Genomic DNA, 25,956 nt, shown 5'->3' with positions numbered 1-25,956 from the left:
TTTACGCGCGCGTGGGTGTCCGTGCCAGTTCCAGCAGGCAATCCAGATCCATGTGTTGTTCCAAATGGTCCGCAAGCGCGTCCAGCGTTTCTTCTACCCCGTCTTCATAGCTCAGGTTCGATACCGCTCCGAGCTGTGACAGGTAGCTGGCCCTGAAGGAGTCCGACGAAAATATCCCGTGCAAATAGCTGCCTCGAATGCGTCCAGTTTTGTCTGCGGCACCTTCGGGGCGACCTTCGATCTCAAGCCATGCGCGGGTACAATCGGCACCTTGGGTTTTTCCCATGTGAATTTCATAGCCCGAGACCGGCTCGTGGCCCGGAAGCGCCTGCGCTTGGCGCAGTGTCACCTGCTTTTCGTTGGACATGACCGTGTCCACATCCAGCAAACCCAAGCCCGGAACCGTGCCGGGACGACCATCCACGCCGTTGGGATCAGCGATCGTATTTCCAAGCATTTGATAGCCACCGCACAAGCCCAGCACATGCCCTCCGCGCCGGACATGAGCATAGAGGTCGATGTCCCATCCCTGCGCACGGAAAAAGGTCAGATCCCCGATTGTAGACTTACTGCCTGGCAGCAGCACGAGATCGGCGTCTCCCGGCAGGGGGCGACCGGCAGGCACGATTTCCACGGTCAGGCCAGGCTCGGCCGATAATGGGTCGAGATCGTCGAAATTGGCCATGCGTTCCAGTTGCGGCACCACGACCTTGCAGGTGCCTCCGCTGTGCGACCTGATGTCCATCATGTCCTCGGCGGGTAATTTCCAGGCATCGTGGAACCACGGAACGACGCCCAGGCACGGCCACCCCGTTCGCGCGGCGATATCATCGCGACCGTCGTCGAACAGGGAAACATCCCCCTTGAACCGATTAACAGCAAACCCCCGGATCATCGCTAGGTCGCCTTCGTCCAGCACAGCTTGGGTGCCAACGATCTGAGCGATCACTCCGCCACGGTGTATATCCCCGACCAGAACGACCGGAACGCCTGCGGCGCAAGCAAAGCCCATATTGGCGATGTCACCGTTTCGTAAGTTGGTCTCGGCCGGGCTGCCAGCGCCTTCGATCAACAGCAGATCGGAATCCGCGCACAGCCTGTCAAAACTCTCTAGCGTCGCGTCCAGCAGTTTGGACTTATCTTTGCGGTAGTCCCCCGCCTTCATCGTACCCGCACGTTTTCCATGCACGATTATCTGCGCGCCAGTATCCGTTTCAGGTTTTAGCAGGATCGGGTTCATGTCTGTATGCGGGGCGCGCTTGGCGGCCCGAGCCTGTAGCGCCTGCGCCCGTCCGATCTCACCACCGTTTTCGGTCACAGCCGCGTTGTTCGACATGTTCTGCGGTTTGAAAGGAGCCACCCGCAGCCCGCGCCGCGTATAGGCGCGCGCCAGCCCTGCCACCAAAACCGACTTGCCGACATTGCTGCCGGTGCCCTGAATCATAATGGCGCGAACCATGCCGAGTCTCCTTCAACCTGTCGGGCACATGACCTGATTTGTGGCCAGAGGAAAAGCCCCGGATGAACGGTCAAGCGCATCTTTTGACCCAAGACGCGGCCTGTTCGCACTAGACGATCATGCCAAATGAAAAGCGCGCTCCTGATTAAGAAGCGCGCTTTTTCATTGGAACAGAAGTCTGGATCAGGCTGCTTCGGCCTGCTGCGCAGCGTTGCGGCGCTCACTCTCTTCGCGCGACAGCGCGACCGAGGTGCGTACCCCGCGTCCGACGAACTCCATCAGTCCGCTGACAACGCGTTCATTGGGGTCAATGCCCGCGCACGACAATACCTCGCGGCCATCGCGTGAGCGTGCCCAACGAGCGATCTGTTCGGGGCCATTGCCGTACTTTTTGTCGTCGGCGATGGCATCATCAAGTGCAGCCAACACAACGGCCGCGAATAGTTTACGAGCACGGTTGCCTTGCTCATTGTTAAAGGCTGTGCCGTCAACGAAATCTCTCATCTCGTCTTCCTTGTTGTTCTTGCTCTTGCATTTTCGGCGTGACGGTCCTTATGACCGATTAAGTGCGATTCGGATACACCTAATATGCATAGTTGCGTTGCGTCATTCGCATGGCTTGCTGCAGCTGCAGCACAAGGTTTCGTTGTCTTGCCAGGTGCAGCCACGCCAGATATAGGGACCACAACTGACGCATCAACCTTTTGTGAAGGATTTATGTTATGCCCAAGATAAATGGGAACGAAATTCGCCCCGGCAACGTGCTTGAGCATAATGACGGGCTGTGGGCTGCCGTAAAAGTCGATCACGTAAAGCCCGGTAAAGGCGGAGCTTTTGCCCAGGTCGAGCTGCGAAATCTGCGCAACGGCTCGAAGCTGAACGAACGGTTCCGCTCGGCGGATAAAGTTGAGCGCGTGCGTCTTGAGCAGAAAGATCAGCAGTTCCTGTACGAATCCGACGGCATGCTGGTGTTCATGGACTCTGAGACTTACGAACAGATCGAATTGCCCGCAGAACTGCTGGGCGAACGCCGCCCGTTTCTGCAGGACGGCATGACAATTGTGGTCGAATTCTATGAATCCGAGGCGCTGAACGCGACTCTGCCCCAGAAAGTGACCTGCAAAATCGTCGAGACAGAGCCGGTCGTCAAAGGCCAAACCGCGGCGAATTCGTTCAAACCGGCCATTCTGGACAATGGTGTCAAGGTCATGGTTCCGCCGTTCATCGGCCAGGACGAGATGATCGTGGTCAACACCGAAACCATGGAATATTCCGAACGCGCGTAACTGACCGCGCACCCGGAGATATTAAAGACCGCAACGGCATGCGCTGTGCGGGCTTTTTATTTGCGATCCTTTATATACCGGTATTTCTCGGGATTGGGGCCAAACAGCTCTAGCATCAGCTCATACTTGATGCGGTTGGCGCTGACTTGTCTGTAGAAGGCAATCAGAAAGGCCGTTGGCCCCTGTATGCGGCCCAGCCCGCTGGTCGCGGCAACCACCGTGCCGACATCAGTCTTGCCCTGTAAAACAAGGTACCCGCCCAGCATCAGAATACCTACGGTGCCGGCACCGTTGATGACGCTAAGCAGGAATTTGGCCGAGAGCTTCCAGATGAACATCCGGCGGCGCGTGTTATAGATTTCATCGAACTGCGCTTCGACGTCACGGGCCACCGCGTCAATGTCGTCGGTCGTGAGCCTGTCTGTTGCGCTGCGCAGGATGCGGACGCGCTCGGCCACAAAAACATTCACTTTGCGCTGTGATATCAACACGATGACGATCTGCGGCACGATCATCGAAAAGGCAATCAATCCCAAGCCCGGTTGCGTTGATGAAATATAGCCGATCACGCTGATCAGGGTGCCGATTTGCACCACGGGATCCGAAAACGCACCGCCCGCGAACTTGCCAAGTTCCTCGGCCTCGGCTGAAATGGCGGTCGTCATGGTGCCTTTGCGTACAGTTTCGCCATTTTCGCCCAGATCAGAGGACCGCAACAGCAGTCTTTGGCGGATCATGCGGATCATGTCCTCACCCAGGGTTCCGGCGCGATAGCCCAGCACCCATTTCAGCACCAGGCTGAGAAGGATCACGGACATCATACCGCTGCCAAGATAGATCAGGCGTTCTGTATCGACGTTGTCTTCGGTCAGATGGTTGATGATGTCGCGCTGAAATTCCAACGGCACAGCGGCCAGCCCTGCGATCGCAATGGACAGGACAATGAGGATAATCTGGCGTCCGGCACTGGCACGCCAGATCGCTCTATACAGTTGAAACATTTGCACATCCGGTTCTTAGGGCCGCAGTCAGTGTGACAGCGCCTTGAAGCTGATCAAACCGTGGCGAGGCAACTGATCCGGCGGACGTGCTGGATTGGCAACAACTAGGGGTCCAGAGTGACCGTGGCACCTTGGGCTTGCAGATTGCCTTTGGCTCGGTCCAGCCGCAGATAGGCGATCGCCTTTCCGTTGGACTGCGTAAACAGGGTGCCTGCCGGTTTCCCGTCGGCCAGAATTTCCGCGCCGACCGGTGCAGTGCCGTCGACCCGAACTCTGCGCAGACCCTTGCGCAGTTCGGTCTTGTGCTTCATCCGCGCGGTGACTTCCTGCCCGACATAGCAGCCTTTTTTAAAGTCGACGCCGTTTAACGCCTCGAAGCCGGATTCAAGGATATAGCTGTCGGGCGTCAATTCGATCGCGGTTTCGGGAATACAGTGCCGCACGCGGATTGCGTCCCAATCCGTTCCGTCGTCGCCTTCGGGGTCGGCGGAATACGCTCTCCAGCCCATATCAGGATGACGGGGGTCGGGCAGGGCACCTTGCGGGGCCGGACCTGTGCCGCGTTGAAGGTTCAGGCCGCTATGCTCAATCGTGACGTCGGCCCTCAGCTTGTACATACCCAACCGTTTGGTAAGCCCGTCCGCCAGTTCTTCGGCCACGTCCAGCAACACAGAGTCACCGTCACGCACAAGAAAGAAATCCGCCAGATATTTGCCCTGCGGCGTCAGCAAAGCGGCATAGACGATCCCAGCCTCAAGCCCGGCTATGTCATTTGTCACCAGCCCTTGCAGGAAGCTGTCAGTGTCGGCGCCGCCAAAGCGCAGGATGCGGCGATTGGGCATGTTACGTCCTCGTCTTTTCCTTTGGCCTCGTGATATAGGAGTTCACGCCGCCAAGACCAGAGGGTTTCAATCATGCCAGCGTTGATTAGTATCGTCATTCCCACGCTGAACGCGGCGGACACTCTGCCTGAAACGCTGCAGGCACTGATGGAAGGGTTGCACGCCGGTCTAATCCGGGAATTGATCGTTTCAGACGGCGGCTCGACCGACAAAACCCTTGAAATCGCTGACGAAGCCGGGGCCGAGATCGTGGCCGGGGCTGCGTCGCGCGGGGGGCAGTTGCGGCGGGGGTGCGAGATGGCGGCAGGCGAATGGCTACTGGTTCTGCACGCGGATACCGTTTTGCAAGAAGGCTGGAGCAAAGCCGTTGGCGATCATCTGCGCACGGGCGACCCGGCGACCTTTCGACTTGCCTTCCGTGCTGCCGGGTTTGCGCCTGCATGGGTGGCGGGCTGGGCCAATATGCGCAGTCGTCTATTTCGGCTGCCATATGGCGATCAGGGTCTTTTGGTCCATAGACGAGCTTATGCAGCAGCAGGCGGCTACCCGGACCAATCCTTGATGGAGGACGTGGCCCTTACCTTGCGTCTGAGAGGCGTCACAGTCTTGCCTGTCCATGCATTCACGAGTGCGGATCGCTATCAGAGGTCGGGTTGGATGCGTCGGGGTGCGCGGAATCTGTGGACTCTGACTCGGTATTTTTTTGGGGCCGACCCCGAGAGGCTGGCGCGGTCGTATCGGCGATGAAGGTCGTGCGCAGCTCGACAATGGATTTACCCAGCCGAAACGGGGCAGCAAAGCTTACCAGGCATAATGCGATGATCTGCAAAACCAGAATATGCGCGTTGGCCTGAAGGTATTCCCATTCGTCCTTTAGCTTTCCGACTTGCGCGACAAGATCGTCATAGCTTTGGGCGAGAATAACATAGTCCCCGGCGATTGCCGGAACTTTGCGGCGCATATTATCGATAGCGGCCTGAGTTTTGTCGTCCAGCGATGTGAAGACCAGAAACTGATCTATGTCGAAGGATTCGACCTTGGAGGCCATCGCACGCATGTCGTCCTGCTCGTCCCGTGCGCTTTGCCCAAACAAGAAGTGAAGACCCTGTAGCGGCGCAACTTCGTTGGTAACGGCAATGAACAGAGGAAGTTCTGCGTTGCTGGCCGTGGACGCGGACAGAAACTCGACCTTTTCGCATAGAACCCCGATATCCTTATCATAGGCCGGGTCGCAGAAGCGCAGCCGGAACCGAGCGGCATCCCGGTCAAACGCCAGCGTTGCGGCATAAGCCACGTCAATCTGCCGGTCCAGTCGTGAACTGTCGGACGTGTACAAACCCGCAAGAACCGCGACCAAGGCACCGATCCCGCCAAGCACGACCCAAACGAGATCGGCCAGTTTCCACGCGCGGTGACCTGCCGGTTTACGGAACAGAAATCCGGTTCCAACCGATCCAATCAGAAAGAACAGGATCAACAGGGGCAGTTGATTGTCGGCAATAAACGTCATGCATACAAAGTGACGGTGCGTTCACGACGTGGCAACACTCCTCACGGGCTGTTGTTCTCTTTGTCGGACCAGACATCACGAGCCAGAGCTTTGGCCGAATTTCCGAAACAACTTTGTGCGGTCAAAGGCTTGCTCCAATTCGTCGGTGCGTTCCTTGACCGAGTCCCAGAGCCGTTCCTGCACCTCAGCGATGGCGCATTCCATCAGCGCAAGGATCGAAGCCATCGAGTCCCAGGCCGAGGGCACCGCGATCCGGGCCGCAAAAGTGTGTCTGGCGAACCGGTGAATGGGCGAGCGCCACTGGTCGGTAAACAGCACGATCTCGGCCTCGCGTTCCTGACACAACTGTCCGATCAGCATGGTCGAGTTCTCATACCTGCGCACGTCCAGCGCAACCAGAACGTCATTCTTGCGCACATCCAGCAGGTCATGCGTCCAAGAGGCCGCGACCGGCAGTAGCCGGACGTCGGGTCGGATCATTTGTAAGTGCAGATAAAGGTACTGCGCCAACGTGCCCGTGATGCGCCCCCCGGTGATGAAAATCCGTCGGTTCGGGTCCGATAACAGGTTGCAAAAGCTATCGAATTCCTCGGGGTCAACTTCGTCTATCGTGCGCTTCTGATTGGCGAGGGATTGCTGAGAATAGCGATTCAGGATGTGTTCTTCGGGCAGGTCATTCTGCCAGACGTCGCGCTTGGCGACGGGCCCCGAGATCATCTCTTTCACCTCGCCGCGCAGGGCGGCCTGAAACTGCGGATAGCCGTCGAACCCGGTTTTCTGCAGCATCCGCGCAACTGTCGTGGTCGAAACCGAGGCTGCGCTGGCTAGTTCGGTGATACTGCCAAGCCCGGCCATGGGGTAGTCGTCCAGCAGAACACTGACCAGTTGCCGTTCCGATGGGGTCATCTTGTCCCGATGAGCCAGCAGCCTGTCTGTCACCCGCACTAAAAATTCCTCCTGCATGTGCTAGGGGTATAATGTGAATAATTTTTCATCAAGATCAAGCGTGGGAAAAATTATACAGGAAAATTATTGACAGGTGTTTGTTGAGTGTGGAAATTTTTCCGCAACGATCACACATGGAATCGCAGGGCGGTAAATTGGACTTCGGAACAGTCGTTCACACGGATTTGGCAGACGACACGCCTTCGGTGGTGCTGGTCTGTGAGCACGCGTCCAATCGAATCCCAGCATTTCTTGGCGATATGGGATTGGGGCAGGACGCGTTGCAAAGCCATATCGCGTGGGATCCCGGCGCATTAGCCGTGGCTAAACTGATGGCTGCTCGCATGTCGGCCCCCTTGGTCTATGGTGGCGTTTCGCGTCTGGTTTACGACTGCAACCGCCCGCCCGAGGCAGCCGGGGCCATGCCGGTGCGCAGCGAAGACTGGGACATTCCGGCCAATGCGGACTTGACGCCAAAAGAGCGTACAGCGCGCATTGAGGGTGTCTACGAGCCTTTCCGTAAAACACTGTCGGATGTGTTGGACCAGTACCGGGGTTCGCTGGAGATGATGGTCACGGTTCACAGTTTCACACCCGTTTATCTTGGCGAAAAACGCAAGGTCGAACTGGGCATTCTGCACGGAGAGGATGACCGGTTTGCCGCCGCAATGATGGCTCAACAGTCAGCCCAAAACCCCTATGTCACCCGCCTGAACGAGCCTTACTCGGCCGCCGATGGTGTGGCGCATACTCTCGACGCGCAGGCTTTGCCGCGCGGGTTGCTGAACGTGATGATCGAAATCCGCAACGACCTGATTGAAACGCCTGAACAGCAATCGGCTGTGGCCGACACTCTGGTGCCGTGGATTGCAGGTGTCTTGTCGGGCATCAATAAGAAGGTGGCGATGTGATCCGGGTCATGAGCTCATATGTCCGCGTTGTCGATGCGATCAACTACCGGATCGGGCGGGTCATGATGTGGGGCCTTTTCGTGATGATGGGCATTCTGCTCTGGTCCTCGATCTCGAAAACCTTCTTCCTGCCGTCTCTGTGGACATTGGAAATGGCGCAGTTCGCGATGGTTACCTACTACATCATGGGTGGGCCATATTCGATCCAACTGGGGTCGAACGTGCGGATGGACCTGTTCTATCACAACTGGAGCCACAAAAGGAAAGCGTGGTTCGACGCCTTCACCGTGCTGTTGCTGATCTTGTATCTGGGCGTGCTGTTTTACGGCGGGCTGGGATCAACGGCCTATAGTTTGGGCTATTGGGGCGACGCGCCGGTGTCGTATTTCACCGGCCTTCTGACCGGCAGCGAAGAGATCGGGCGGCTTGAACGCTCGTCCACCGCGTGGCGACCTTATATCTGGCCCGTCAAGGCGATCATGGTGTTCGGCTTCTTCCTGATGCTGCTACAGGCGATATCGGAATTTTTCAAAGACATAGCTCGGATCAACGGGCAGGAAATCGGGGTTCGTCGGGCATGAGCCAGGAATACATCGCCATTTTCATGTTCGCGTCGATGATGCTGATGCTGTTCACAGGTCAGCGCGTCTTTGGCGCGATCGGCGCGGTTGCTACTGTCGCTGCGCTGGCCCTGTGGGGGACGGGCGGACAGGACATCACATTCTCGGCCGCGATGAAGCTGATGAAATGGTATCCGCTGCTGACCCTGCCGATGTTCATCTTCATGGGCTATGTGCTGTCGGAAAGTCGTCTGGCGGATGACCTTTATCGTATGTTCCATGTCTGGATGGGGCCGGTAAATGGCGGGCTGGCGATTGGGACGATTGGCTTGATGGTTCTGGTCTCGGCCATGAACGGGCTCAGCGTGGCGGGGATGGCCATTGGCGCGACCATTGCACTGCCGGAGTTGCTGCGGCGGGGCTATGACAAGACGATGGTCACGGGCGTCATTCAGGCTGGGTCCAGTCTGGGCATCCTTGTGCCGCCCTCTGTGGTGCTGGTGCTCTATGCGATGATTGCGCGGCAACCGGTGGGGCAGTTGTGGCTGGCGGGGATCGTTCCGGGCCTGCTGATGGCAAGCCTGTTCATCCTCTATATCTGGATCCGCTGCCGCATTCAGCCCGAGCTTGGCCCCGCGATGGAAGACGCGCACGAGGTGCCACGGGCTGAGAAAATCAGGCTTTTGGGCGCGGGCGCACTGCCGCTGATCATCTTTGCGGCGATGATGGTGCCGTTTGTGAATGGCTGGACCTCGCTGGTTGAAAGCTCGGCCATCGGAGCGCTGACAGCTTTGGTCGTTTCAGTCGTCAAACGTCGCATGACGTGGAAGATTTTCGAGGATTGCACCAAGCAGACGCTGGCAATCTCGTGCATGTTCATGTGGATCATTCTGGCCGCCCTTGGCTTTGGCGCGGTGTTCGATGGGTTGGGCGCGGTGAAAGCCATCGACAACCTGTTCACCGATCAACTGGGCTTGTCGCCGTGGATGATCCTGATCCTGATGCAGCTCAGCTTTATCGTCATGGGCACGTTTCTGGACGACACGGCGATGCTGGTCATCGTGGCGCCGCTGTATGTGCCGCTGGTGGGTGCGTTGGGTTTTGATCTGATCTGGTACGGGGTGCTGTACACGATCACCACCCAGATCGCTTATATGACGCCGCCTTTCGGCTATAATCTGTTCCTGATGCGCGCCATGGCCCCGCCCGAGATCACGTTGCGCGACATCTACAGCTCGATCTTTCCGTTTGTCGCGGTGATGGTACTGGCGCTGACGATCATCATGATTTTCCCGGAGATCGCCCTGTGGCTGCCCGGATATGTCTATGGAAATTAACAAGAATGCCCGTTGAAGCGGCACGAGAACCTGCAACAGAGAGGAAATGACATGACAACAAGACGTAAGTTTCTGAAAACCGCCGGGGTCGGTGTTGCCGCTGCGCCTTTGGCAGCGCCCGCATTGGCGCAAAGCACGATCACCTGGCGGATGCAGACCTATGCCGGGCCTGCGCTGGCGGCCCACGTGATCGACCCCGCGATCGAGATGTTCAACAAGATCGCCGGTGACCGGATGCAGATCGAGCTGTTCTATGCCGATCAGCTTGTCCCCACCGGAGAGCTGTTCCGCGCCATGCAGAAGGGCACGATTGATGCGGTGCAGTCCGACGATGACTCGATGGCGTCGCCCACCGAAGTCACCGTTTTCGGTGGCTATTTCCCGTTTGCGTCTCGCTATTCCCTGGACGTGCCGGTGCTGTTCAACCAGTACGGCCTGAACGAGATTTGGGACGAGGAATACTCCAAGGTCGGCGTTAAGCACATCAGCGCTGGTGCTTGGGATCCGTGCCACTTTGCCACCAAAGACCCGATCAACAGCTTGGCCGACTTGCAGGGCAAGCGCGTCTTCACCTTCCCGACAGCGGGCCGCTTCCTCAGCCAGTTTGGTGTCGTGCCGGTTACTCTGCCGTGGGAAGACATCGAAGTTGCAGTGCAGACCGGAGAGTTGGACGGCATCGCATGGTCGGGTATCACCGAAGACTACACTGTCGGTTGGGCGGATGTGACCAATTACTTCCTAACCAACAACATCTCGGGCGCATGGGCTGGATCGTTCTTTGCCAATATGGACCGCTGGAACGAACTGCCTGAAGACCTGCAGACTCTGTTCCGCGTCTGCTGTGATCAGTCGCATTACTATCGTCAGTGGTGGTATTGGGGTGGTGAAGCCAGCCTGCGCGTCAATGGTGACAAGATGCAGCTGACCTCGATCCCGGATGCAGAATGGGCGACGGTTGAAGAAGCGGCGGTTGCCTTCTGGGATGAGATCGCAGCCGAATCCGAGACCAAGGCGAAGGTTGTCGAAATCTTCAAGCAGTACAATGCCGACATGCTCAAGGCCGGACGGCCTTATCGCTACGGCTAAAATCAAAAGGGCAGGCGGCAGCGCCTGCCCTGACCAACGGGGAATGAGGCTGATATGAAACTCGACGATCTGAAGGCGCAGGTTTCTGCCGGAGACATCGATACCGTGCTGGTCTGCATGGTCGACATGCAGGGGCGCTTGATGGGCAAACGGTTCCACGCCGGTCACTTTGTGGCAGGTGCGTGGGAAGAAACCCATTGCTGTAACTATCTGCTGGCCACGGATCTTGAGATGGGCACGCCGGATGGCTACGCCGCCACCAGTTGGGAGAGGGGCTATGGCGACTATGTCATGAAACCCGACCTCAGCACTCTGCGCCCGGTACCGTGGCTAGAGGGGACCGCCATGGTGATGTGTGACGTGTTGGATCACCACACACATGAAGAAGTGCCCCACGCGCCTCGTTCCATTCTGAAAAAGCAGGTGAACCGGCTGAAGGCGATGGGCTATGACGCCATGTGCGCCACTGAGCTGGAGTTCTTTCTGTTTGAAAAGAGCTTTGACGAGATCCGCAAGGTAGGCTTTCGCGATCTTGAGCCGGTCTCGGGCTATAACGAAGACTATCACATCCTGCAGACCACCAAGGAAGAACATGTGATGCGCCCGATCCGCAACCATCTGTGGAATGCGGGGATTCCGGTCGAGAACTCGAAGGGCGAGGCCGAGACCGGTCAGGAAGAACTGAACATCAAATACGCGCCTGCGATGGACACGGCCGAATATCACTCGATCGCCAAGAATGCAGTGAAAGAAATCGCCTGGCAGCACGGGCACGCAGCGACGTTTCTTCCGAAATGGCATCATGAGAAGGTGGGCAGTTCGTCCCACGTGCACCAGTCATTGTGGGCAGATGGGCAACCGGCGTTTTTTGACAAATCGGATGCGCTGGGCATGTCGGGCTTGATGAAAAGCTACATGGCCGGACTGCTGAAATATGCGGCCGACTATACCTTTTTCATGGCCCCTTATATCAACAGCTACAAGCGGTTCATGAAGGGAACCTTTGCGCCTACGCGGATCATCTGGTCGGTAGACAATCGCACGGCAGGGTTCCGGCTGTGCGGAGATGGCACCAAGGCGGTGCGGGTTGAGTGCCGTATTCCGGGCTCGGACATGAACCCCTATCTGGCGATGGCCGGGATGCTGGCCGCCGGGATTGCCGGGATTGACGAGAGGCTGGAGCTGCAGCCTCCGACGCAGGGTGATGTGTATCAGGGCGAAACGGGGATGATCCCCGGCAATTTGCGTGCGGCGCGGGATGCGTTGCACGGGTCGGCCATGTTGCGCGCGGCTATGGGGGATGAGGTGGTCGATCACTATGCGCGTGCGGCAGAGGTCGAGATTGAAGAGTTCGAGCGTGTGGTGACCGATTGGGAAATTGCCCGCGGGTTTGAGCGGGCTTGAGACGGGTCGGAGCGAGGGGCCAGCCCCTCGCGCTCCCCGGGATATTTTTGGCCAGATGAAGCAGGGATCCTGTTTCTTTCGGAAATGGAGTGACTATGGGGCAGATGTTGAAATGTGTCTCACCGATTGATGGATCGGTCTATGCAGAGCGTGAGGTGCTGTCGGCGGAGGCGGCATTTGAGGCTGCTGCGCGGGCGCGGGCGGCGCAGGTGGAGTGGGCGGCGCGGCCATTACAGGAGCGGACCCGCCTTGTGATGGCGGGCGTGGCCGCTGTGGGCGCGATGAACGATGAGATCGTGCCGGAGCTTGCGCATATGATGGGGCGTCCCGTGCGCTATGGCGGTGAGTTTGGTGGGTTCAACGAACGCGCCAGCCACATGGCTGAGATTGCCGAGGCGTCTTTGGACGATATCGCTGTGGGTGAGGATGAGACCTTTAGGCGCTATATCAAGCGCATCCCGCATGGGGTCGTGTTTGTGGTGGCGCCGTGGAACTACCCTTACATGACCGCAATAAACACGGTGGCCCCTGCGCTGATTGCGGGCAATACGGTGGTGTTGAAACACGCCACGCAAACCTTGTTGGTGGGTGAGCGGATGGCGCAGGCGTTTCATTCGGCCGGTGTGCCGCAGGATGTGTTCCAGAATGTGTTCCTCAGCCATGACGTGACCGATGATCTGATCGCGGGTAATGCGTTTGATTTCGTGAACTTCACCGGCTCGGTCGGTGGTGGGCAAGCAATGGAACGCGCGGCGGCAGGCACCTTTACCGGCGTTGGCACTGAGTTGGGTGGCAAGGATCCGGGCTATGTGATGGACGACGCCGATCTGGATGCGGCGGTTGATACGCTGATCGACGGGGCCATGTTCAACTCGGGCCAGTGCTGCTGTGGGATCGAGCGGATTTATGTGCATGAGAGCCTCTATGACGCGTTCGTCGCCAAGGTGGTTGAGGTGGTGAAGGGCTATAAGTTGGGCAATCCGCTGGATGCAGAGACGACGATTGGTCCGATGGCGAATGCGCGCTTTGCCGACGAGGTGCGCGCGCAGATTGCCGAAGCGGTCGCGGCGGGGGCTGTTGCCCATATCGAGACATTCCCCGAGGATGATGGTGGTGCCTATCTGACCCCGCAAATCCTGACCAATGTCACCCATGACATGCGCGTGATGCGGGATGAGAGCTTTGGCCCGGTGGTGGGCATCATGAAAGTGTCCTCGGACGCGGAAGCCATCGCGCTGATGAATGACAGCGAGTTTGGTCTGACCGCCAGCCTCTGGACCCGCGATGTGGATCGCGCGTCGCGTGTGGGCGACCAGATCGAAACCGGCACTGTGTTCATGAACCGGGCCGACTATCTGGACCCGGGCCTGTGCTGGACCGGCTGCAAGAATACCGGGCGCGGAGGCGGGTTGTCGGTCATCGGCTATCACAACCTCACGCGTCCCAAATCCTACCATCTGAAAAAGGTGACATCATGAGCCTTGTTGGAAACTGGTCCTACCCGACCGCGATCAAGTTCGGCCCTGGCAGGATCAAGGAACTGCCCGAGGCTTGCGCGGCCGCTGGGATGAAGCGTCCGCTGCTGGTGACAGACAAGGGGCTGGCCGATCTGCCGATTACCACGGCTACGCTGGATATCATGGAGGCCGCAGGGCTGGGCCGTGGCCTGTTCAGCGAGGTTGACCCGAACCCCAATGAAAAGAACCTCGAGGCTGGAGTGGCCGCCTATAACGCGGGCGGCCATGACGGGGTGATCGCCTTTGGTGGCGGCTCGGGCCTGGATCTGGGCAAGATGGTTGCCTTCATGTGTGGCCAGACGCGCCCAGTGTGGGATTTCGAGGATATCGGCGACTGGTGGACCCGTGCCGACGCCGATGCCATCGCTCCGATTATCGCTGTGCCGACCACCGCCGGGACGGGGTCCGAGGTGGGGCGGGCCAGCGTCATCACCAACTCGGAAACTCATGCCAAGAAGATCATCTTTCACCCCAAGGTTCTGCCCACGGTGGTGATCTGCGACCCGGAACTGACCGTCGGGATGCCCCAATTCATCACCGCTGGCACTGGTCTGGATGCGTTTGCCCATTGTGTCGAGGCGTTTTCCAGCCCGCACTACCACCCCATGTCGCAAGGCATCGCGTTGGAGGGGATGCGGCTGGTCAAGGACTATCTGCCACGCGCCTATGCTGACGGCACCGATATCGAGGCCCGCGCCCAGATGATGAGTGCAGCGGCGATGGGCGCAACGGCGTTCCAAAAGGGCCTCGGCGCGATCCACGCGATGAGCCACCCGATTGGCGCGGTTTTCAACACCCATCACGGCACCACCAACGCGGTCTGCATGCCGGCTGTACTGGACTTCAATGCGCCCGCCATCGCCGACCGTTTCCAGCAGGCCGCAGCCTATCTGGGCATTGATGGCGGCTTTGACGGTTTCCGGTCCTTTGTCCAATCCTTCAACGACATGCTGGGCATTCCCCGCACCTTGTCCGAACTGGGTGTGTCCGAGGCACGGGTTCCCGAGCTGGTCAAAGGCGCGATCATCGATCCATCCTGCGGCGGCAACCCGATTGAATTGACCGAGGACAACCTGACCGCTCTGTTCAACGCCGCGCTGTAACAGGCTTGCAGACCCGCTCCCTCACCTCGCATACTTCGCGCAGGTGAGGGAGATTTTCATGACCAAAGAGATTGTTTTGATCCACGGGGCCTTTGCCGGGCCGTGGTGTATGCAGGATTACGCAGGCTTTTTCCGCGCGCGCGGCTGGACGGTGCACACCCCCGCGCTGCGCTATCATGGCGGAGATCCCAAGGCCGAGCCCGATCCGGGCCTAACCGACACCAGCGTCATGGATTACGCCGATGACATTGCCGCCTTTGTGCATGGGCTGGACAGCAAGCCGGTGCTGTTGGGCCACGCCATCGCAGGGGTGGTGGCGCAGCAGGTCGCCTCTCGCGGGCTGGCCAGCGCCATTGTTCTGATCAACCCGAATGCGGCCTGGGGGACGTTGCCCGAAACCGACGACGAACGCGCCGTGCCGCGCGCGTTGATGGAGGGTGGGGCGTTCTGGAAACAGCCCATGCGCGTCGATTTCGACTTGATGGCCCCCTTTGCGCTCAACAAGATGCCCGAGGCGCAGCAGCACGCGGTGTTCGACCAGCTCGGCCCCGAAAGCGGGCGGGTGATGTTCGAGATGTTCTTTTGGATGTTCGACGACCACCACGCGATGAAGGTGGATAGGGACAAGGTCGACTGCCCCGTCCTGATCGTATCGGGCACCGAGGACCGGGCTGTGAACCCCAACACCTGCCGCGCGTTGGCGAAGCTGTACGGAGACCGCGCGACCTTTCTGCCCGTGGAAAACCACGCGCATTTCCTGTTCATGGAGCCCGGCTGGGAAGGCCCGGCCGGACAGATTGCAGGCTGGCTGGATCAGACGATGGGTGTCACCGGCTGATCTGGAAGCTGCTCTGGGGTTTCCAACTGAGCGAGCCATCGTCGTTCTTGACGCAGCGCAGCAGGTGCTCCTCGCGCGTGCTGATCGTGTCGGTCACCGTGTTGTCGCCGAAAATGACCACGAACGCGTCCATCGAATAGGCCATGCCGCCGTAGTAGCAGAACCGGGTCTCGGCCCCATCCGGAATTGGCGATGCGGTGCTGAGCGTCTGCTGTGCTGTTGCTTGGCTGGCCAGCAATGCCAGCGCCAGCCCGAGGGTTAGTGTTTTCATGTCGTCCTCCCGTTCAAAATCCATTGGTCTTATTGGGTCTTGGACGCTCGAGAACCTCAAATGTCGTTCTTGAATGACGGTTTGAGGGTAAGTGTGAACGAGATCAACGGGTTAGGCAAGGGAGTCTTTGTAGGCTGCTATTTTAGATGTCTCTCGCTGTGTGCACATGTATTATGCTTTGCATTATGCATGCACACACAATTTCTTTGAGCGGGCGCTGAACGGATATCTCAATTGATGTTATAGTGATATTTCCACCGACGTGTGGGGAAAGCGGAGGCTTGTTGCAAAAGCTGTTTTGAAGGTCGTTCCTCGACGCCGGTAATGTCAATTAGACCACGCCACGGCATACGCGATGCGATTTTTGAGAAACAAGTCGCGTAAAAGTCTTTTGCTTCTTGTGGCCAACCATCTTTGTACCCGCCTTCAATTTCAAAAAACTTCTTCGACAAAAACACAACTAAATCAGCAAACTGAATCATGGGGTGCCTAATCGAGTCTATCGGGTAGCTAAATTCAACAACTTGCTTAATTCTGCGTGCCGCAGCGACGTGAAATCTTCGGTACTCTACCAACTCGTCAATTGACGATTGGTAGATTTCTTTCTCATCAATGATAATCATCGAACGGGCGGTGCGACCTAGTTTTTCACCGGTGTATTTCTCTGCATAGTTGACGAAATAGTTGAAGCAGAGTTGATAAGGAATACTAGGGTCAATTTTGGGGTGCTGCTGGCCGTTCTCTGCTTCGGCGAGCTTGTATTTGTCTACCCCAACTAAGTGAACGGGATGTTTCCGGCTTTCTAGCAAGCCCAACAACTCGAACACGAGTTCAGAACAATCTTCTCGTGAAAACCCTGCAAACGCACCTTGCTGGTTCACTAGCTCGTGTGAATGTAGTTCGAATCTTTCAGGTAAATCTTGTTCGAAAAAATCAACAAGTATCCTTCGCATGGATTCAACGGTTCTGGTCCAACCTACATCCTTAACGGAAATGCCTCCCAATACAAAAATAGGCTGCTGCGGGTTATTTAACTGGGCACCTGTACACCCAGCTTCATCAAGATAAAAGAAATGCATTAAAATAGCCTTTTTAAATAGCCTTAAACATCCAACTCCTCCACAAACCGCGCGTTCTCCTGAATGTATTGGAACCGCAGTTCGGGCTTCTTCCCCATCAGACGCTCGACCAGGTCGCCGGTTTCGCCGGGTTCGTCCTCGTCAATAGTGACGCGGATCAGTTTGCGGGATGCCGGGTCCATCGTGGTCTCTTTCAAGTCCTTGGCGTCCATCTCGCCCAGACCCTTGAAGCGCGAGACGTCGATCTTGCCCTTGCCGCCCAGACCTTTTTCCAACCACTCGTCGCGCTCGGCCTCGTCCAGACAGTAGACGCGCTTGGCGCCTTGGGTCAGGCGGTACAGAGGCGGGCAGGCCAGGTACAGGTGGCCCGCGTCGATCATGGGTCGCATCTGGGTAAAGAAGAACGTCATCAGCAGTGAGGCGATATGCGCCCCGTCCACATCCGCGTCGGTCATGATGATGATCTTGTCATAGCGCAGGTCGTCCACGTTGAACTTGGTGCCAAGCCCCACACCCAGCGCCTGCGTCAGGTCGTTGATCTCGGCGTTCGTGCCCAGCTTGGAACTGGCCGCGCCCAGCACGTTCAGGATCTTACCGCGCAGGGGCAAAAGAGCCTGCGTTTTGCGATCGCGCCCCATTTTCGCAGAGCCACCCGCCGAGTCGCCCTCGACGATGAACAGTTCCGTGCCGTCGCGAGTTGAACTGGAACAGTCCACCAGCTTGCCGGGAAGACGAAGTTTCTTAGTGGCGGACTTGCGCTGAGTTTCCTTCTCGGCCCGTCTGCGCAGGCGTTCTTCGGCCCGCAATACGAGGAAGTCGAGTATCGCACCGGCGGATTTCGTGTCTGCGGCCAGCCAGTTGTCGAAATGGTCGCGGACCGAATTCTCGACCAGTCGCTGCGCCTCGACCGTGGCAAGGCGGTCTTTGGTCTGGCCGACGAACTCAGGCTCACGGATGAAGCACGACACCAGCGCGCAGCCGCCGGCGATCAGGTCATCGCGGGTGATTTGCGCGGCTTTCTTGTTGTTGATCAGTTCTCCATACGCCTTGATCCCCTTGAGGATCGCGGCCCAGAACCCCGCCACATGGGTGCCGCCTTCGGGGGTGGGGACGGTGTTACAGTAGGATTGGATGAACCCGTCGCGCGAGGGCGTCCAGTTGATCGCCCATTCGACCTTGCCGGGGGTGCCGAATTTCTCGGTGAAGTCCACGGTGCCTGCAAAGGGCTGCTCAGCATAGGTGGACGAGCCGTTCATCGTTTCCTTCAGATAGTCGGACAAGCCGCCGGGGAAGTGGAACGTCGCCTCGGTCGGGGTCTCGCCGTCGTCGATGGCCGATTTCCAGCGGATTTCAACGCCCGAGAACAGGTAGGCTTTGGATCTGATGGATTTAAACAGACGCGCCGGTTTGAACTTGTGATGGCCAAAGATGTCGGAGTCCGCGTGGAACGTAACAGTGGTGCCGCGCCGGTTGGGGGCCGCGCCGACCTTTTCCACCGGCCCCAACGGGATGCCGCGCGAGAAGCGTTGTTCAAAAAGTGTCTTGTCGCGCGCCACCTGCACGACCATCGAATCCGACAGCGCGTTGACCACCGAAGCACCCACGCCGTGCAGACCGCCCGAGGTCTGATACGCCTTGCCCGAGAATTTACCGCCCGCGTGCAGGGTACACAGGATGACTTCCAGCGCGGATTTGTCCGGGAATTTGGGGTGGGGGTCGATCGGAATCCCGCGCCCATTGTCGCGCACGGTCAGGGCGTAGTCTGCGTGCAGCTCGACCTCGATCCGGTTGGCGTGACCGGCGACCGCCTCGTCCATCGAGTTGTCGAGGATTTCCGCCACCATGTGGTGCAGCGCGCGCTCATCGGTGCCGCCGATATACATGCCGGGGCGTTTGCGAACGGGTTCCAGACCTTCAAGCACCTCAATCGATGAGGCGTCATAGGTGGCGGTTGCGCTGGGCGTCAACAGATCGTCGGGCATCGGTGCTGCTCTTGTTTTTGGGTTTTGCCCATTATGGCAGGTGATGTGGTCCGGGGGAAGAGGGCCGCGAGGTGTTGTGGCGACGAACTCAGGAAAGATACGCTGCTTGGACCAATTGGGCCGCCTTTTTGAACACGTCTAGCGCGGCTTTTCAGCGGTCAGGCATACTCCGCCGATCCGGTGCTGTTGAACATCGCTCACGAATTTTGCGTACATTATCAGAAAGTCATCCCCTTTCGAGGGGTTGCCTGCACGCTCTGCCTCGGCGTCGAGGTCTTGATACATTCTCAGCCGCCTGGCCAGAATGTCACCCCAAGCCTCGGTCACGTCTTTTGCGGACACTATGATAAACCCGGCGTCCTTAAGTAGCTCTTCGTATTCCGGAATGCTTAGCAGTGATTGGCAGGCAAAACGCCGCCGGTATTCTTCAAACTCCTCTTGCGGCATGGGCGTATGCATCACCCAGTCGGTAAAGGAGAAACGGGCACCAGGGCGCAGAACGCGAAAGGCTTCGTGCAAAGTTTTGGATTTGTCGGGAACGTGCAGAAACGATTCCTGGCTGACTGCTGCGTCAAATCTCCCGTCTTCAAAAGGGATGTCCATCGCACTTGCCAGAACGGGGTGGACCTGATTTGCAAGACCGACAAGGGCGTTCAACTGTTTGGCGCCGTCTACCCGGTTTGGACTGATATCCACGCCGGTTACGTCAACGCCGCGCTCATTCGCGTACCAGCGCGCGGGGCCGCACAACCCAGCGCAAATATCCAGAACCCGGTCTCCGGACTGCATGAGGGTATTGTCCGCCAGCCGCGCGTTGGCTTTCAAACCGTCATAGTGGTCCTGATCATAGGGATAGAGGTCTTGCGGTTCGACGTCGTCCAGCGTTCCTCCGGCGCTTTTGAGTTTCGTGAGGATATGCGGCGCAGAAATCGGGTGGTCTGCGTACCACTGCGCGACTTTTTTCTCTGTGTCGTCCATCGGCTCTGGTCCTCCGTTGGGTTCAGCAACCTTACTCTGGAGTGGCGTATCGGCATAGAGGGGACGATTGCAGTAAGGGATGGCAAGCGAAAACGGGCCTGAAAGGTTCGTATTTCACCTCGCAGATTGCAGGGAACGCCTCTACGGTGAACCTGAAACAAACAGAAATTGCGCGGGGCAACATGAGCTGGATAAAGGTCATTCCGTTCGAGCAGGCGACGGGTAGATTAAAGAAACTCTATGATCGGGTCACCGGACCCGGAAACAACGTCGACAACATCATGATGGTACATTCCTTGCGGCCACATTCGATGGAAGGCCACATGGCTCTGTACAAGAACGTCCTGCATCATTCGGCCAATTCGATTCCCAAGTGGTTTCTTGAGGTCCTCGGTGTGTGGGTCAGTTCCCTGAACCACTGCGCCTATTGTGTCGAGCATCATTTCAGCGGTTTGCAGCGTTTGCTTGGCGATGTTGATCGCGGCAACGCGATCCGCGCCGCGATTGAGGCCGGTACACCGGCGACCGCCCCACTGGATGCGGCTCAGATTGCGGCGATGACCTATGCACGCAAACTGACCCAAGCGCCCTCGGAAATGATCGAAGCTGATATCGAGAGTCTGCGCCGCGCAGGTTGGGATGATGGTGAGATACTCGAGATCAATCAGGTCTGTGCTTATTTCTCATACGCCAACAGAACGGTTTTGGGCCTCGGTTGTTCCACGGACGGAGATATTCTTGGACTGTCGCCCAACAACTCGGACGACCCTGCGGATTGGGGGCATCGGTGATGCGTTAGCTCTGCATCCAGTCCAGAATGGCCTGCGCTATTTCTTCGGGGCGCTGGTGGTGCAGCCAGTGATCAGTGCCGGGAATATCGATCCGCGTCAGATCAGGGGCAAAGTCTTCCAGCCCAGAGGTGGCCTCGGGCAGCAGAGCTTTGTCCTCGGGTCCCCATAGCAACAGGTGGGGGCATCGAACCATCAGCCGGTCCAACGGCAGCGGCGGCAGATCGGTACGGGGTACTCCCGGTTCGGCCACGACCAGGGGAGACGCCCGATACCAGTTCAACATTGCCTCTAACCTGCCAGGGCGCGCCCATTCATTACGGTAATCCTGCATGCGCTCATCCGTCAGCCAGTTCAGGCCCATGCCGTGGCGGAAAAAGCGCTCAAGCAGCGCGAAATTGTCCGCAGCGAAACGCTGTGCCGCATCCGGTGCGCGCAAGTCGTTGATATATTGCGACGCTTCAGATTGCGCACCACCCTTTGCCAAAGCACGCTGAAATGGGACCGGGTGGACACCGTTGGCGATAATCAACCTTTCAACCAGTTCCGGGCGAAACATGGCCAGCCCATAAGCCACCGACGCGCCCCAGTCGTGACCCAGAACAATGGCCGGCCCGCCAAGGCTTTCAACAAGTGCGGCCATGTCGGACACAAGTTGCGACAGAGCATATTTTCCGGTTCCTTCCGGGCTCCAACTCTGGCCGTAACCCCGTTGATCGGGGGCAATGCAATAGAAGTGCTTGGCCAGATGCGGGGCCAGATCACACCACGCGCCGCCGTATTCGGGGAACCCGTGCAGCATCAACATCGCGGGATGCTCGGGGTTGCCCCAGCATCGTAGAAAAAAGCGCTGGTCGTTTATGTTCGTGTATCTGGTTTCCATCATTGGAACCCTTTGTTGGTTAACCGGAATTACAGCAAAAGGTGCTGCGGTTTGACACCAATCAAAGCGCATTTTTCGATCGTCTGCTAGGCGTCTCTTTGGACAGTGTAGCAAGGAGAGACTGAATGGAAACAGCGGCTCAGATCGAACAAGAAAATTCTCACATCAAAGTTGTGCCAGCTTCCAGCGAGGCCGAAAGCCAGCCCGCACCGGACAAGATACGCCACGCCTTTGAGACCGGCAAATATCCTTACGACCGCAAACTGGCGCGCAAGACTTATGAGGAGCAAAAGGCACAGTTGCAGGCTGAGCTGCTGAAAGTCCAGCTATGGGCGCAGGAGACAGGCCAGCGCTTTGTCCTGCTGTTTGAAGGCCGCGACGCAGCGGGTAAGGGCGGCACGATCAAACGGTTCATGGAGCACCTGAACCCTCGGCAAGCCCGCGTCGTGGCGTTGAACAAGCCGACGTGGGAAGAAAAGGGCCAATGGTATTACCAGCGCTATGTTCAGGAACTGCCAACGGTTGGGGAAATGGTGTTCTACGACCGCTCTTGGTACAACCGCGCGGGTGTTGAGCGGGTCATGGGTTTCTGCTCGCCGAACGAATACCTTGAATTCATGCGCCAAACGCCGGAACTGGAGCGTATGTTGGTTCGTTCCGGTATTCAGCTCTACAAATACTGGTTTTCGGTCACGCAATCCGAACAGCAGCGCCGTTTTAAAAGCCGTGAGACTGATCCGCTGAAGCAGTGGAAGCTGTCTCCCATCGATAAGGCCAGTCTCGACAAATGGGATGACTATACCGAGGCGAAAGAGGCGATGTTTTTCTACACCGACACCGCCGACGCGCCGTGGACCATCGTCAAATCAAACGACAAAAAACGCGCGAGGCTGAATTGCATGCGTCATTTCCTGTCGACGGTAGATTACCCGGACAAGGACCATGACATTGTGGGTGAGCCCGATCCGCTGATCGTCGGACAGGCCCATCATGTGATTCACAGGTCCGAGCATATACTCGGAAATTCGCTGCACCCCGACGCGCGGTAGAGGGCGCGTCCGGGGATTAAGTCCGGCCCCGGAAATGATGTCTCATTGTGAAATATCGCTGTTCTAGTCTTGTCCCGGCCTCTGGCCGGGCATAAGGCTGGGGCAATGAACAAGGTGATGACATATCGCGGCCACTTCCGGGCCATTGCAGTTCTGGGCCTGCCGTTGATCGGCGGGCATCTGGCGCAGTTTGCTATCGGTCTGACCGATACAATCATGCTGGGCTGGTATGGGGTCGAGGCGCTGGCCGCAGTCACGCTGGCCAGCAGCTATTACTTTGTGCTGTTCCTGTTTGGCGCTGGATTCGGCTGGGCGGTTATGCCGATGGTCGCCACGGCTGCGGCAGAGGAGGACGAAACGAGTATTCGCCGCTCGACCCGTATGGGGCTGTGGCTGTCGTTGATCTACGCCGCGTTGATGATGCCGCTTCTGTGGTGGTCCTACCCGATCCTGATTGCCTTGGATCAGGAGCCGGAGGTGGCCAAGACCGCGTCTGAATACCTACGGGTTGCGGGCTGGGGGCTGTTCCCGGCGCTTATCGTGATGGTGCTGAAGTCTTATCTGGCGGCGCTCGAGCGCACTCAGATCGTGTTGTGGATCACCGTCACGGCCGCTGTCGTCAACGGTTTCACCAACTATGCGCTGATCTTCGGCAACTGGGGCGCGCCAGAGCTTGGCGTTATCGGTGCGGCTGTCGCCTCGGTCGTGACGCAGATCGTGTCATTGGTGTTCGTTGTGATCTATGCCGTGCGCGTGTTGCCCGAACACAGCCTGTTTCAACGCTTCTGGCGCCCGGATTGGGAGTTCTTTTTCAGCGTCCTGCGTTTGGGCGTGCCCATCGGCCTGACGACCTTGGCCGAGGTCAGCCTGTTTGCAATGTCCGCGATCATGATGGGTTGGCTGGGGCAAGTGCCGCTGGCGGCCCATGGGATCGCGCTGAACCTCGCATCAGCCACGTTCATGGTGCATCTGGGGCTGTCCAATGCGGCCACGATCCGCGCGGGCAACGCATTGGGACGCAAAGATCGGGCGCATCTTGAAAAGGGTGCGATTGCGGTGACGGGGATGTCCTTGGTGATGTCGATCCTGACGGTGATTCTGTTCCTGACCTGTGCCGAGCCGTTGATTTCGCTGTTCATGGAGCCCGATGACCCGCAGCGCTCGCAAATCCTGCTGATCGGAACTGGGCTTCTGGCGATGGCGGCACTGTTCCAACTGGTGGACGGAGCACAGGTCATCGCGCTGGGCCTGTTGCGAGGGCTTCAGGACGCCAAGATACCGATGGTGATGGCCGGGCTCAGCTATTGGGTCATCGGGATTCCGGCGTCTTATTACTTTGGCTTTGTCGGTGGGATGGACGGCATCGGTGTTTGGCTCGGCCTCGTTCTGGGGCTGGCCTGCGCAGCTGTTCTTCTGATGGCCCGGTTCTGGCTTAGGTCCGTTCGCGAGGTTCCGATGGCCGCCAGCAATTCGGCCTGATCAGCCTTTATCCAAGCGATCCGCCTTTTTGCGCACCAGTACCGACCGTAGGTCGTGCATCGCCAGCAGCAACCGATCGGTGACGTCTTCAAGCTGTTCGTCGGTTGCCTTTGATTGCGCCCATTGCGTGGTCAGGTTCAGGTAATCGACTGCACGGTGAATGTCGTCGATATCCCGGCGGGCCAACAGCTCTTTGCGCGCGTCCATCCACCGGACGATTTCAGCCCGATCAGCCTCGGACAGCGTCCGTTGGCCTTGCGGTTTGACCTCACCGTTGCGGATGTTGATGACGGCAATCTGATCCATCTCGATCCGGCGTTGTCGGTTTTCAGTGTCAATTCTGAAAACCGCAGCACCATTCTCGCGCACACGGAAATAGTATTCAGGAAGCTCGGCAGTCATGGAACCTCCGATCAGGTCAGGGACGCGCAAAAGCGTTGAATGCGCGTGCAGGCTTCGGTTAGCGCCTCGTCCGAGGTCGCATAGCTGACGCGGAAATTTGGCGACAGGCCGAAGGCTGCGCCGAAGACGACGGCAACATCTGCCTCTTGCAGAAGGGCTGTTGCAAACGCCTCGTCGTTTTCGATCACGGTACCTGCGGGTGACGTCTTGCCGATAAGCCCCGCGATGGATGGGTAGACATAGAATGCACCCTCGGGCGTTGGGCAGGTGATGCCGTCAATCTCATTCAGCATCTGCACCACCAAGTCGCGGCGGCGTTTGAACGTCTCATTGTTCGGGGCCAGAAACGCCTGAGTGCCGTTCAGCGCCTCGACCGCCGCCCATTGGCTGACCGAGCAGGGGTTCGATGTCGATTGAGACTGAATCTTGCGCATTGCCGCGATCAATTCCACTGACCCGGCTGCATAACCGATCCTCCAGCCGGTCATGGCATAGGCTTTTGACACGCCATTGCAGGTCAATGTGCGTTCGTACAGACCCGGTTCAACCTCTGCCGGGGTGCAAAACTCGAACCCGTCATAGGCGAGGTGTTCATACATATCGTCCGACATGATCCAAACATGCGGGTGACGCATCAACACATCGGTCAGCGCCTTCAACTCGGCGCGGCTATACCCAGCGCCGGTCGGATTGGACGGAGAGTTGAAGATGAACCACTTGGTCTTGGGTGTGATCGCGGCTTCAAGCTGTTCGGCGGTCAGCTTGAAGCTGTTCTCAAGCGTCGTTTCCACGACCACCGGAGTGCCACCCGCCAGCAGCACCATATCGGGGTAGCTGACCCAATAGGGGGCGGGGATGACCACCTCATCACCCTCGTTCATCGTGGCCATCAGCGCGTTATAGAGCGTCTGCTTGCCGCCAGTGCCCACGGAAATCTGAGCAGGCGTGTAGTCCAGCCCGTGGTCGCGCTTCATCTTGGCGCAGGCGGCCTGTTTCAGCTCGGGGATACCGTCGGGCGCTGTGTATTTGGTCTTGCCTGCAGCGATGGCCGCAACCGCCGCGTCCTTGATGTTCTGAGGGGTGTCGAAGTCTGGCTCGCCCGCGCTCAGGCCAATTACATCACGCCCTGCTGCCTTGAGTTCGGCTGCCTTGGCCGTCATCGCGATGGTAGGTGATGGTTTTACGCGTGACAGTGTCGCAGACAGGAAACTCATGGGGGGCCTCGGTTTGTATGTTCAACCTGTCT

25 protein-coding genes are annotated in these 25,956 nt (G+C 58.1%); 13 read left to right on the top strand and 12 right to left on the bottom strand.

What is annotated here, in order from left to right:
- Window position 1 precedes the first annotated feature (1 nt).
- Window positions 2–1,459, bottom strand: a complete 1,458-nt coding sequence (locus ACR0LH_RS03375; RefSeq protein WP_480719683.1) for a cobyric acid synthase — start codon at window positions 1,457–1,459, stop codon at window positions 2–4.
- 183 nt (window positions 1,460–1,642) lie between these two features.
- A complete protein-coding gene (locus tag ACR0LH_RS03370) occupies window positions 1,643–1,963 on the bottom strand; it encodes a DUF6280 family protein (RefSeq protein ID WP_037310273.1) in 321 nt (106 codons plus the stop codon).
- Window positions 1,964–2,181: 218 nt separating this feature from the next.
- Between ACR0LH_RS03370 and efp the strand changes: the two genes are divergently transcribed.
- A complete protein-coding gene (gene efp / locus ACR0LH_RS03365; protein ID WP_170325421.1) occupies window positions 2,182–2,745 on the top strand; it encodes an elongation factor P in 564 nt (187 codons plus the stop codon).
- 56 nt (window positions 2,746–2,801) lie between these two features.
- Here efp and ACR0LH_RS03360 read toward each other — a convergent pair whose 3' ends face one another.
- Both ACR0LH_RS03360 and ygfZ read right to left on the bottom strand, forming a co-directional pair.
- Window positions 2,802–3,746 (bottom strand): ABC transporter transmembrane domain-containing protein, encoded by a 945-nt coding sequence (locus tag ACR0LH_RS03360; RefSeq protein ID WP_170486393.1) that lies wholly within the window; start codon window positions 3,744–3,746, stop codon window positions 2,802–2,804.
- A gap of 104 nt (window positions 3,747–3,850) precedes the next feature.
- On the bottom strand, window positions 3,851–4,588 hold the full coding sequence (gene ygfZ, locus ACR0LH_RS03355; protein ID WP_480719682.1) for a CAF17-like 4Fe-4S cluster assembly/insertion protein YgfZ: 738 nt from the start codon (window positions 4,586–4,588) through the stop codon (window positions 3,851–3,853).
- A 72-nt stretch (window positions 4,589–4,660) separates the two neighbouring features.
- Here ygfZ and ACR0LH_RS03350 point away from each other — a divergent pair, with 72 nt between their 5' ends.
- A complete protein-coding gene (locus tag ACR0LH_RS03350; protein WP_480719681.1) occupies window positions 4,661–5,335 on the top strand; it encodes a TIGR04283 family arsenosugar biosynthesis glycosyltransferase in 675 nt (224 codons plus the stop codon).
- A gap of 838 nt (window positions 5,336–6,173) precedes the next feature.
- Here ACR0LH_RS03350 and ACR0LH_RS03345 read toward each other — a convergent pair.
- Window positions 6,174–7,043 carry a MurR/RpiR family transcriptional regulator gene (locus ACR0LH_RS03345; protein WP_480693154.1) on the bottom strand — a complete coding sequence of 290 codons (870 nt, stop codon included), beginning with the start codon at window positions 7,041–7,043 and terminating at the stop codon, window positions 6,174–6,176.
- 134 nt (window positions 7,044–7,177) lie between these two features.
- Here ACR0LH_RS03345 and ACR0LH_RS03340 point away from each other — a divergent pair, with 134 nt between their 5' ends.
- The 8 genes from ACR0LH_RS03340 to ACR0LH_RS03305 all read left to right on the top strand — a co-directional run bounded on the left by ACR0LH_RS03340 (window position 7,178) and on the right by ACR0LH_RS03305 (window position 15,799).
- Window positions 7,178–7,954, top strand: a complete 777-nt coding sequence (locus ACR0LH_RS03340) for an N-formylglutamate amidohydrolase (RefSeq protein ID WP_480719680.1) — start codon at window positions 7,178–7,180, stop codon at window positions 7,952–7,954.
- An 8-nt stretch (window positions 7,955–7,962) separates the two neighbouring features.
- Window positions 7,963–8,535 (top strand): TRAP transporter small permease subunit, encoded by a 573-nt coding sequence (locus ACR0LH_RS03335; protein WP_480719679.1) that lies wholly within the window; start codon window positions 7,963–7,965, stop codon window positions 8,533–8,535.
- Window positions 8,532–9,851, top strand: coding sequence for a TRAP transporter large permease subunit (locus ACR0LH_RS03330; RefSeq protein ID WP_170382455.1), 1,320 nt, complete (start codon window positions 8,532–8,534; stop codon window positions 9,849–9,851). Before ACR0LH_RS03335 ends, ACR0LH_RS03330 begins: the two co-directional genes overlap by 4 nt.
- Before the next feature lie 51 nt (window positions 9,852–9,902).
- Window positions 9,903–10,937, top strand: coding sequence for a TRAP transporter substrate-binding protein (locus ACR0LH_RS03325; RefSeq protein ID WP_170382457.1), 1,035 nt, complete (start codon window positions 9,903–9,905; stop codon window positions 10,935–10,937).
- A gap of 54 nt (window positions 10,938–10,991) precedes the next feature.
- The gene (locus ACR0LH_RS03320) at window positions 10,992–12,341 is read left to right on the top strand and encodes a glutamine synthetase family protein (RefSeq protein ID WP_480719678.1); all 1,350 of its coding nucleotides are present in this window, start codon (window positions 10,992–10,994) and stop codon (window positions 12,339–12,341) included.
- Window positions 12,342–12,436: 95 nt separating this feature from the next.
- Window positions 12,437–13,819: an aldehyde dehydrogenase family protein gene (locus ACR0LH_RS03315; RefSeq protein ID WP_480719677.1), complete on the top strand. Its 1,383-nt coding sequence runs from the start codon at window positions 12,437–12,439 to the stop codon at window positions 13,817–13,819.
- A complete protein-coding gene (locus ACR0LH_RS03310) occupies window positions 13,816–14,961 on the top strand; it encodes an iron-containing alcohol dehydrogenase (protein ID WP_480719676.1) in 1,146 nt (381 codons plus the stop codon). Before ACR0LH_RS03315 ends, ACR0LH_RS03310 begins: the two co-directional genes overlap by 4 nt.
- A gap of 58 nt (window positions 14,962–15,019) precedes the next feature.
- On the top strand, window positions 15,020–15,799 hold the full coding sequence (locus ACR0LH_RS03305; RefSeq protein WP_480719675.1) for an alpha/beta hydrolase: 780 nt from the start codon (window positions 15,020–15,022) through the stop codon (window positions 15,797–15,799).
- Here ACR0LH_RS03305 and ACR0LH_RS03300 read toward each other — a convergent pair.
- From ACR0LH_RS03300 to ACR0LH_RS03285, 4 genes are all read right to left on the bottom strand, one after another.
- Complete coding sequence (locus ACR0LH_RS03300; protein WP_170486402.1) at window positions 15,789–16,070, bottom strand: hypothetical protein; 282 nt, start codon at window positions 16,068–16,070, stop codon at window positions 15,789–15,791. The two genes, ACR0LH_RS03305 and ACR0LH_RS03300, sit on opposite strands and share 11 nt — an antisense overlap.
- 230 nt (window positions 16,071–16,300) lie before the next feature.
- Window positions 16,301–17,149: a DUF3800 domain-containing protein gene (locus tag ACR0LH_RS03295; RefSeq protein WP_480719674.1), complete on the bottom strand. Its 849-nt coding sequence runs from the start codon at window positions 17,147–17,149 to the stop codon at window positions 16,301–16,303.
- 23 nt (window positions 17,150–17,172) lie between these two features.
- Entirely contained in the window at window positions 17,173–19,131 is a 1,959-nt protein-coding gene (gene parE, locus ACR0LH_RS03290; RefSeq protein ID WP_480719673.1) for a DNA topoisomerase IV subunit B, read from the bottom strand.
- 138 nt (window positions 19,132–19,269) lie between these two features.
- On the bottom strand, window positions 19,270–20,109 hold the full coding sequence (locus tag ACR0LH_RS03285) for a class I SAM-dependent methyltransferase (RefSeq protein ID WP_170795195.1): 840 nt from the start codon (window positions 20,107–20,109) through the stop codon (window positions 19,270–19,272).
- A 182-nt stretch (window positions 20,110–20,291) separates the two neighbouring features.
- Between ACR0LH_RS03285 and ACR0LH_RS03280 the strand changes: the two genes are divergently transcribed.
- Entirely contained in the window at window positions 20,292–20,900 is a 609-nt protein-coding gene (locus tag ACR0LH_RS03280; protein ID WP_480719672.1) for a carboxymuconolactone decarboxylase family protein, read from the top strand.
- A 4-nt stretch (window positions 20,901–20,904) separates the two neighbouring features.
- Here the strand turns inward: ACR0LH_RS03280 and ACR0LH_RS03275 are convergent, their stop codons facing one another.
- Window positions 20,905–21,780, bottom strand: a complete 876-nt coding sequence (locus ACR0LH_RS03275; RefSeq protein WP_480719911.1) for an alpha/beta fold hydrolase — start codon at window positions 21,778–21,780, stop codon at window positions 20,905–20,907.
- Window positions 21,781–21,905: 125 nt separating this feature from the next.
- Between ACR0LH_RS03275 and ppk2 the strand changes: the two genes are divergently transcribed.
- Together ppk2 and ACR0LH_RS03265 are read left to right on the top strand one after the other, a co-directional pair.
- Entirely contained in the window at window positions 21,906–22,829 is a 924-nt protein-coding gene (gene ppk2, locus ACR0LH_RS03270; RefSeq protein WP_170698083.1) for a polyphosphate kinase 2, read from the top strand.
- A gap of 105 nt (window positions 22,830–22,934) precedes the next feature.
- Window positions 22,935–24,308, top strand: a complete 1,374-nt coding sequence (locus ACR0LH_RS03265; RefSeq protein WP_480719671.1) for an MATE family efflux transporter — start codon at window positions 22,935–22,937, stop codon at window positions 24,306–24,308.
- On the opposite strand, the gene ACR0LH_RS03260 is transcribed toward ACR0LH_RS03265, so the two are convergent.
- Window positions 24,309–24,710, bottom strand: a complete 402-nt coding sequence (locus ACR0LH_RS03260; RefSeq protein ID WP_480719670.1) for a hypothetical protein — start codon at window positions 24,708–24,710, stop codon at window positions 24,309–24,311.
- 11 nt (window positions 24,711–24,721) lie between these two features.
- On the bottom strand, window positions 24,722–25,924 hold the full coding sequence (locus tag ACR0LH_RS03255; RefSeq protein ID WP_480719669.1) for a pyridoxal phosphate-dependent aminotransferase: 1,203 nt from the start codon (window positions 25,922–25,924) through the stop codon (window positions 24,722–24,724).
- Window positions 25,925–25,956 lie beyond the last annotated feature (32 nt).

It is taken from the genome of Ruegeria sp. CL6, assembly GCF_056536465.1.
The sequence above is the reverse complement of the archived record's forward strand: the minus strand, read 5'-3'. Positions and strand labels throughout refer to the sequence as shown.

Coding starts and splice junctions, on each gene's coding strand:
- ACR0LH_RS03375 (WP_480719683.1), bottom strand. CDS start 1,459: ATGGTTCGCGCCATTATGATTCAGGGCACCGGCAGCAATGTCGGCAAG.
- ACR0LH_RS03350 (WP_480719681.1), top strand. CDS start 4,661: ATGCCAGCGTTGATTAGTATCGTCATTCCCACGCTGAACGCGGCGGAC.
- ACR0LH_RS03315 (WP_480719677.1), top strand. CDS start 12,437: ATGGGGCAGATGTTGAAATGTGTCTCACCGATTGATGGATCGGTCTAT.
- ACR0LH_RS03255 (WP_480719669.1), bottom strand. CDS start 25,924: ATGAGTTTCCTGTCTGCGACACTGTCACGCGTAAAACCATCACCTACC.
- ACR0LH_RS03305 (WP_480719675.1), top strand. CDS start 15,020: ATGACCAAAGAGATTGTTTTGATCCACGGGGCCTTTGCCGGGCCGTGG.
- ACR0LH_RS03340 (WP_480719680.1), top strand. CDS start 7,178: ATGGAATCGCAGGGCGGTAAATTGGACTTCGGAACAGTCGTTCACACG.
- ygfZ (WP_480719682.1), bottom strand. CDS start 4,588: ATGCCCAATCGCCGCATCCTGCGCTTTGGCGGCGCCGACACTGACAGC.
- ACR0LH_RS03310 (WP_480719676.1), top strand. CDS start 13,816: ATGAGCCTTGTTGGAAACTGGTCCTACCCGACCGCGATCAAGTTCGGC.
- ppk2 (WP_170698083.1), top strand. CDS start 21,906: ATGGAAACAGCGGCTCAGATCGAACAAGAAAATTCTCACATCAAAGTT.
- ACR0LH_RS03335 (WP_480719679.1), top strand. CDS start 7,963: ATGAGCTCATATGTCCGCGTTGTCGATGCGATCAACTACCGGATCGGG.
- efp (WP_170325421.1), top strand. CDS start 2,182: ATGCCCAAGATAAATGGGAACGAAATTCGCCCCGGCAACGTGCTTGAG.
- ACR0LH_RS03325 (WP_170382457.1), top strand. CDS start 9,903: ATGACAACAAGACGTAAGTTTCTGAAAACCGCCGGGGTCGGTGTTGCC.
- ACR0LH_RS03275 (WP_480719911.1), bottom strand. CDS start 21,780: ATGGAAACCAGATACACGAACATAAACGACCAGCGCTTTTTTCTACGA.
- ACR0LH_RS03330 (WP_170382455.1), top strand. CDS start 8,532: ATGAGCCAGGAATACATCGCCATTTTCATGTTCGCGTCGATGATGCTG.
- ACR0LH_RS03280 (WP_480719672.1), top strand. CDS start 20,292: ATGAGCTGGATAAAGGTCATTCCGTTCGAGCAGGCGACGGGTAGATTA.
- ACR0LH_RS03265 (WP_480719671.1), top strand. CDS start 22,935: ATGAACAAGGTGATGACATATCGCGGCCACTTCCGGGCCATTGCAGTT.
- parE (WP_480719673.1), bottom strand. CDS start 19,131: ATGCCCGACGATCTGTTGACGCCCAGCGCAACCGCCACCTATGACGCC.
- ACR0LH_RS03260 (WP_480719670.1), bottom strand. CDS start 24,710: ATGACTGCCGAGCTTCCTGAATACTATTTCCGTGTGCGCGAGAATGGT.
- ACR0LH_RS03320 (WP_480719678.1), top strand. CDS start 10,992: ATGAAACTCGACGATCTGAAGGCGCAGGTTTCTGCCGGAGACATCGAT.
- ACR0LH_RS03360 (WP_170486393.1), bottom strand. CDS start 3,746: ATGTTTCAACTGTATAGAGCGATCTGGCGTGCCAGTGCCGGACGCCAG.
- ACR0LH_RS03295 (WP_480719674.1), bottom strand. CDS start 17,149: ATGCATTTCTTTTATCTTGATGAAGCTGGGTGTACAGGTGCCCAGTTA.
- ACR0LH_RS03300 (WP_170486402.1), bottom strand. CDS start 16,070: ATGAAAACACTAACCCTCGGGCTGGCGCTGGCATTGCTGGCCAGCCAA.
- ACR0LH_RS03370 (WP_037310273.1), bottom strand. CDS start 1,963: ATGAGAGATTTCGTTGACGGCACAGCCTTTAACAATGAGCAAGGCAAC.
- ACR0LH_RS03285 (WP_170795195.1), bottom strand. CDS start 20,109: ATGGACGACACAGAGAAAAAAGTCGCGCAGTGGTACGCAGACCACCCG.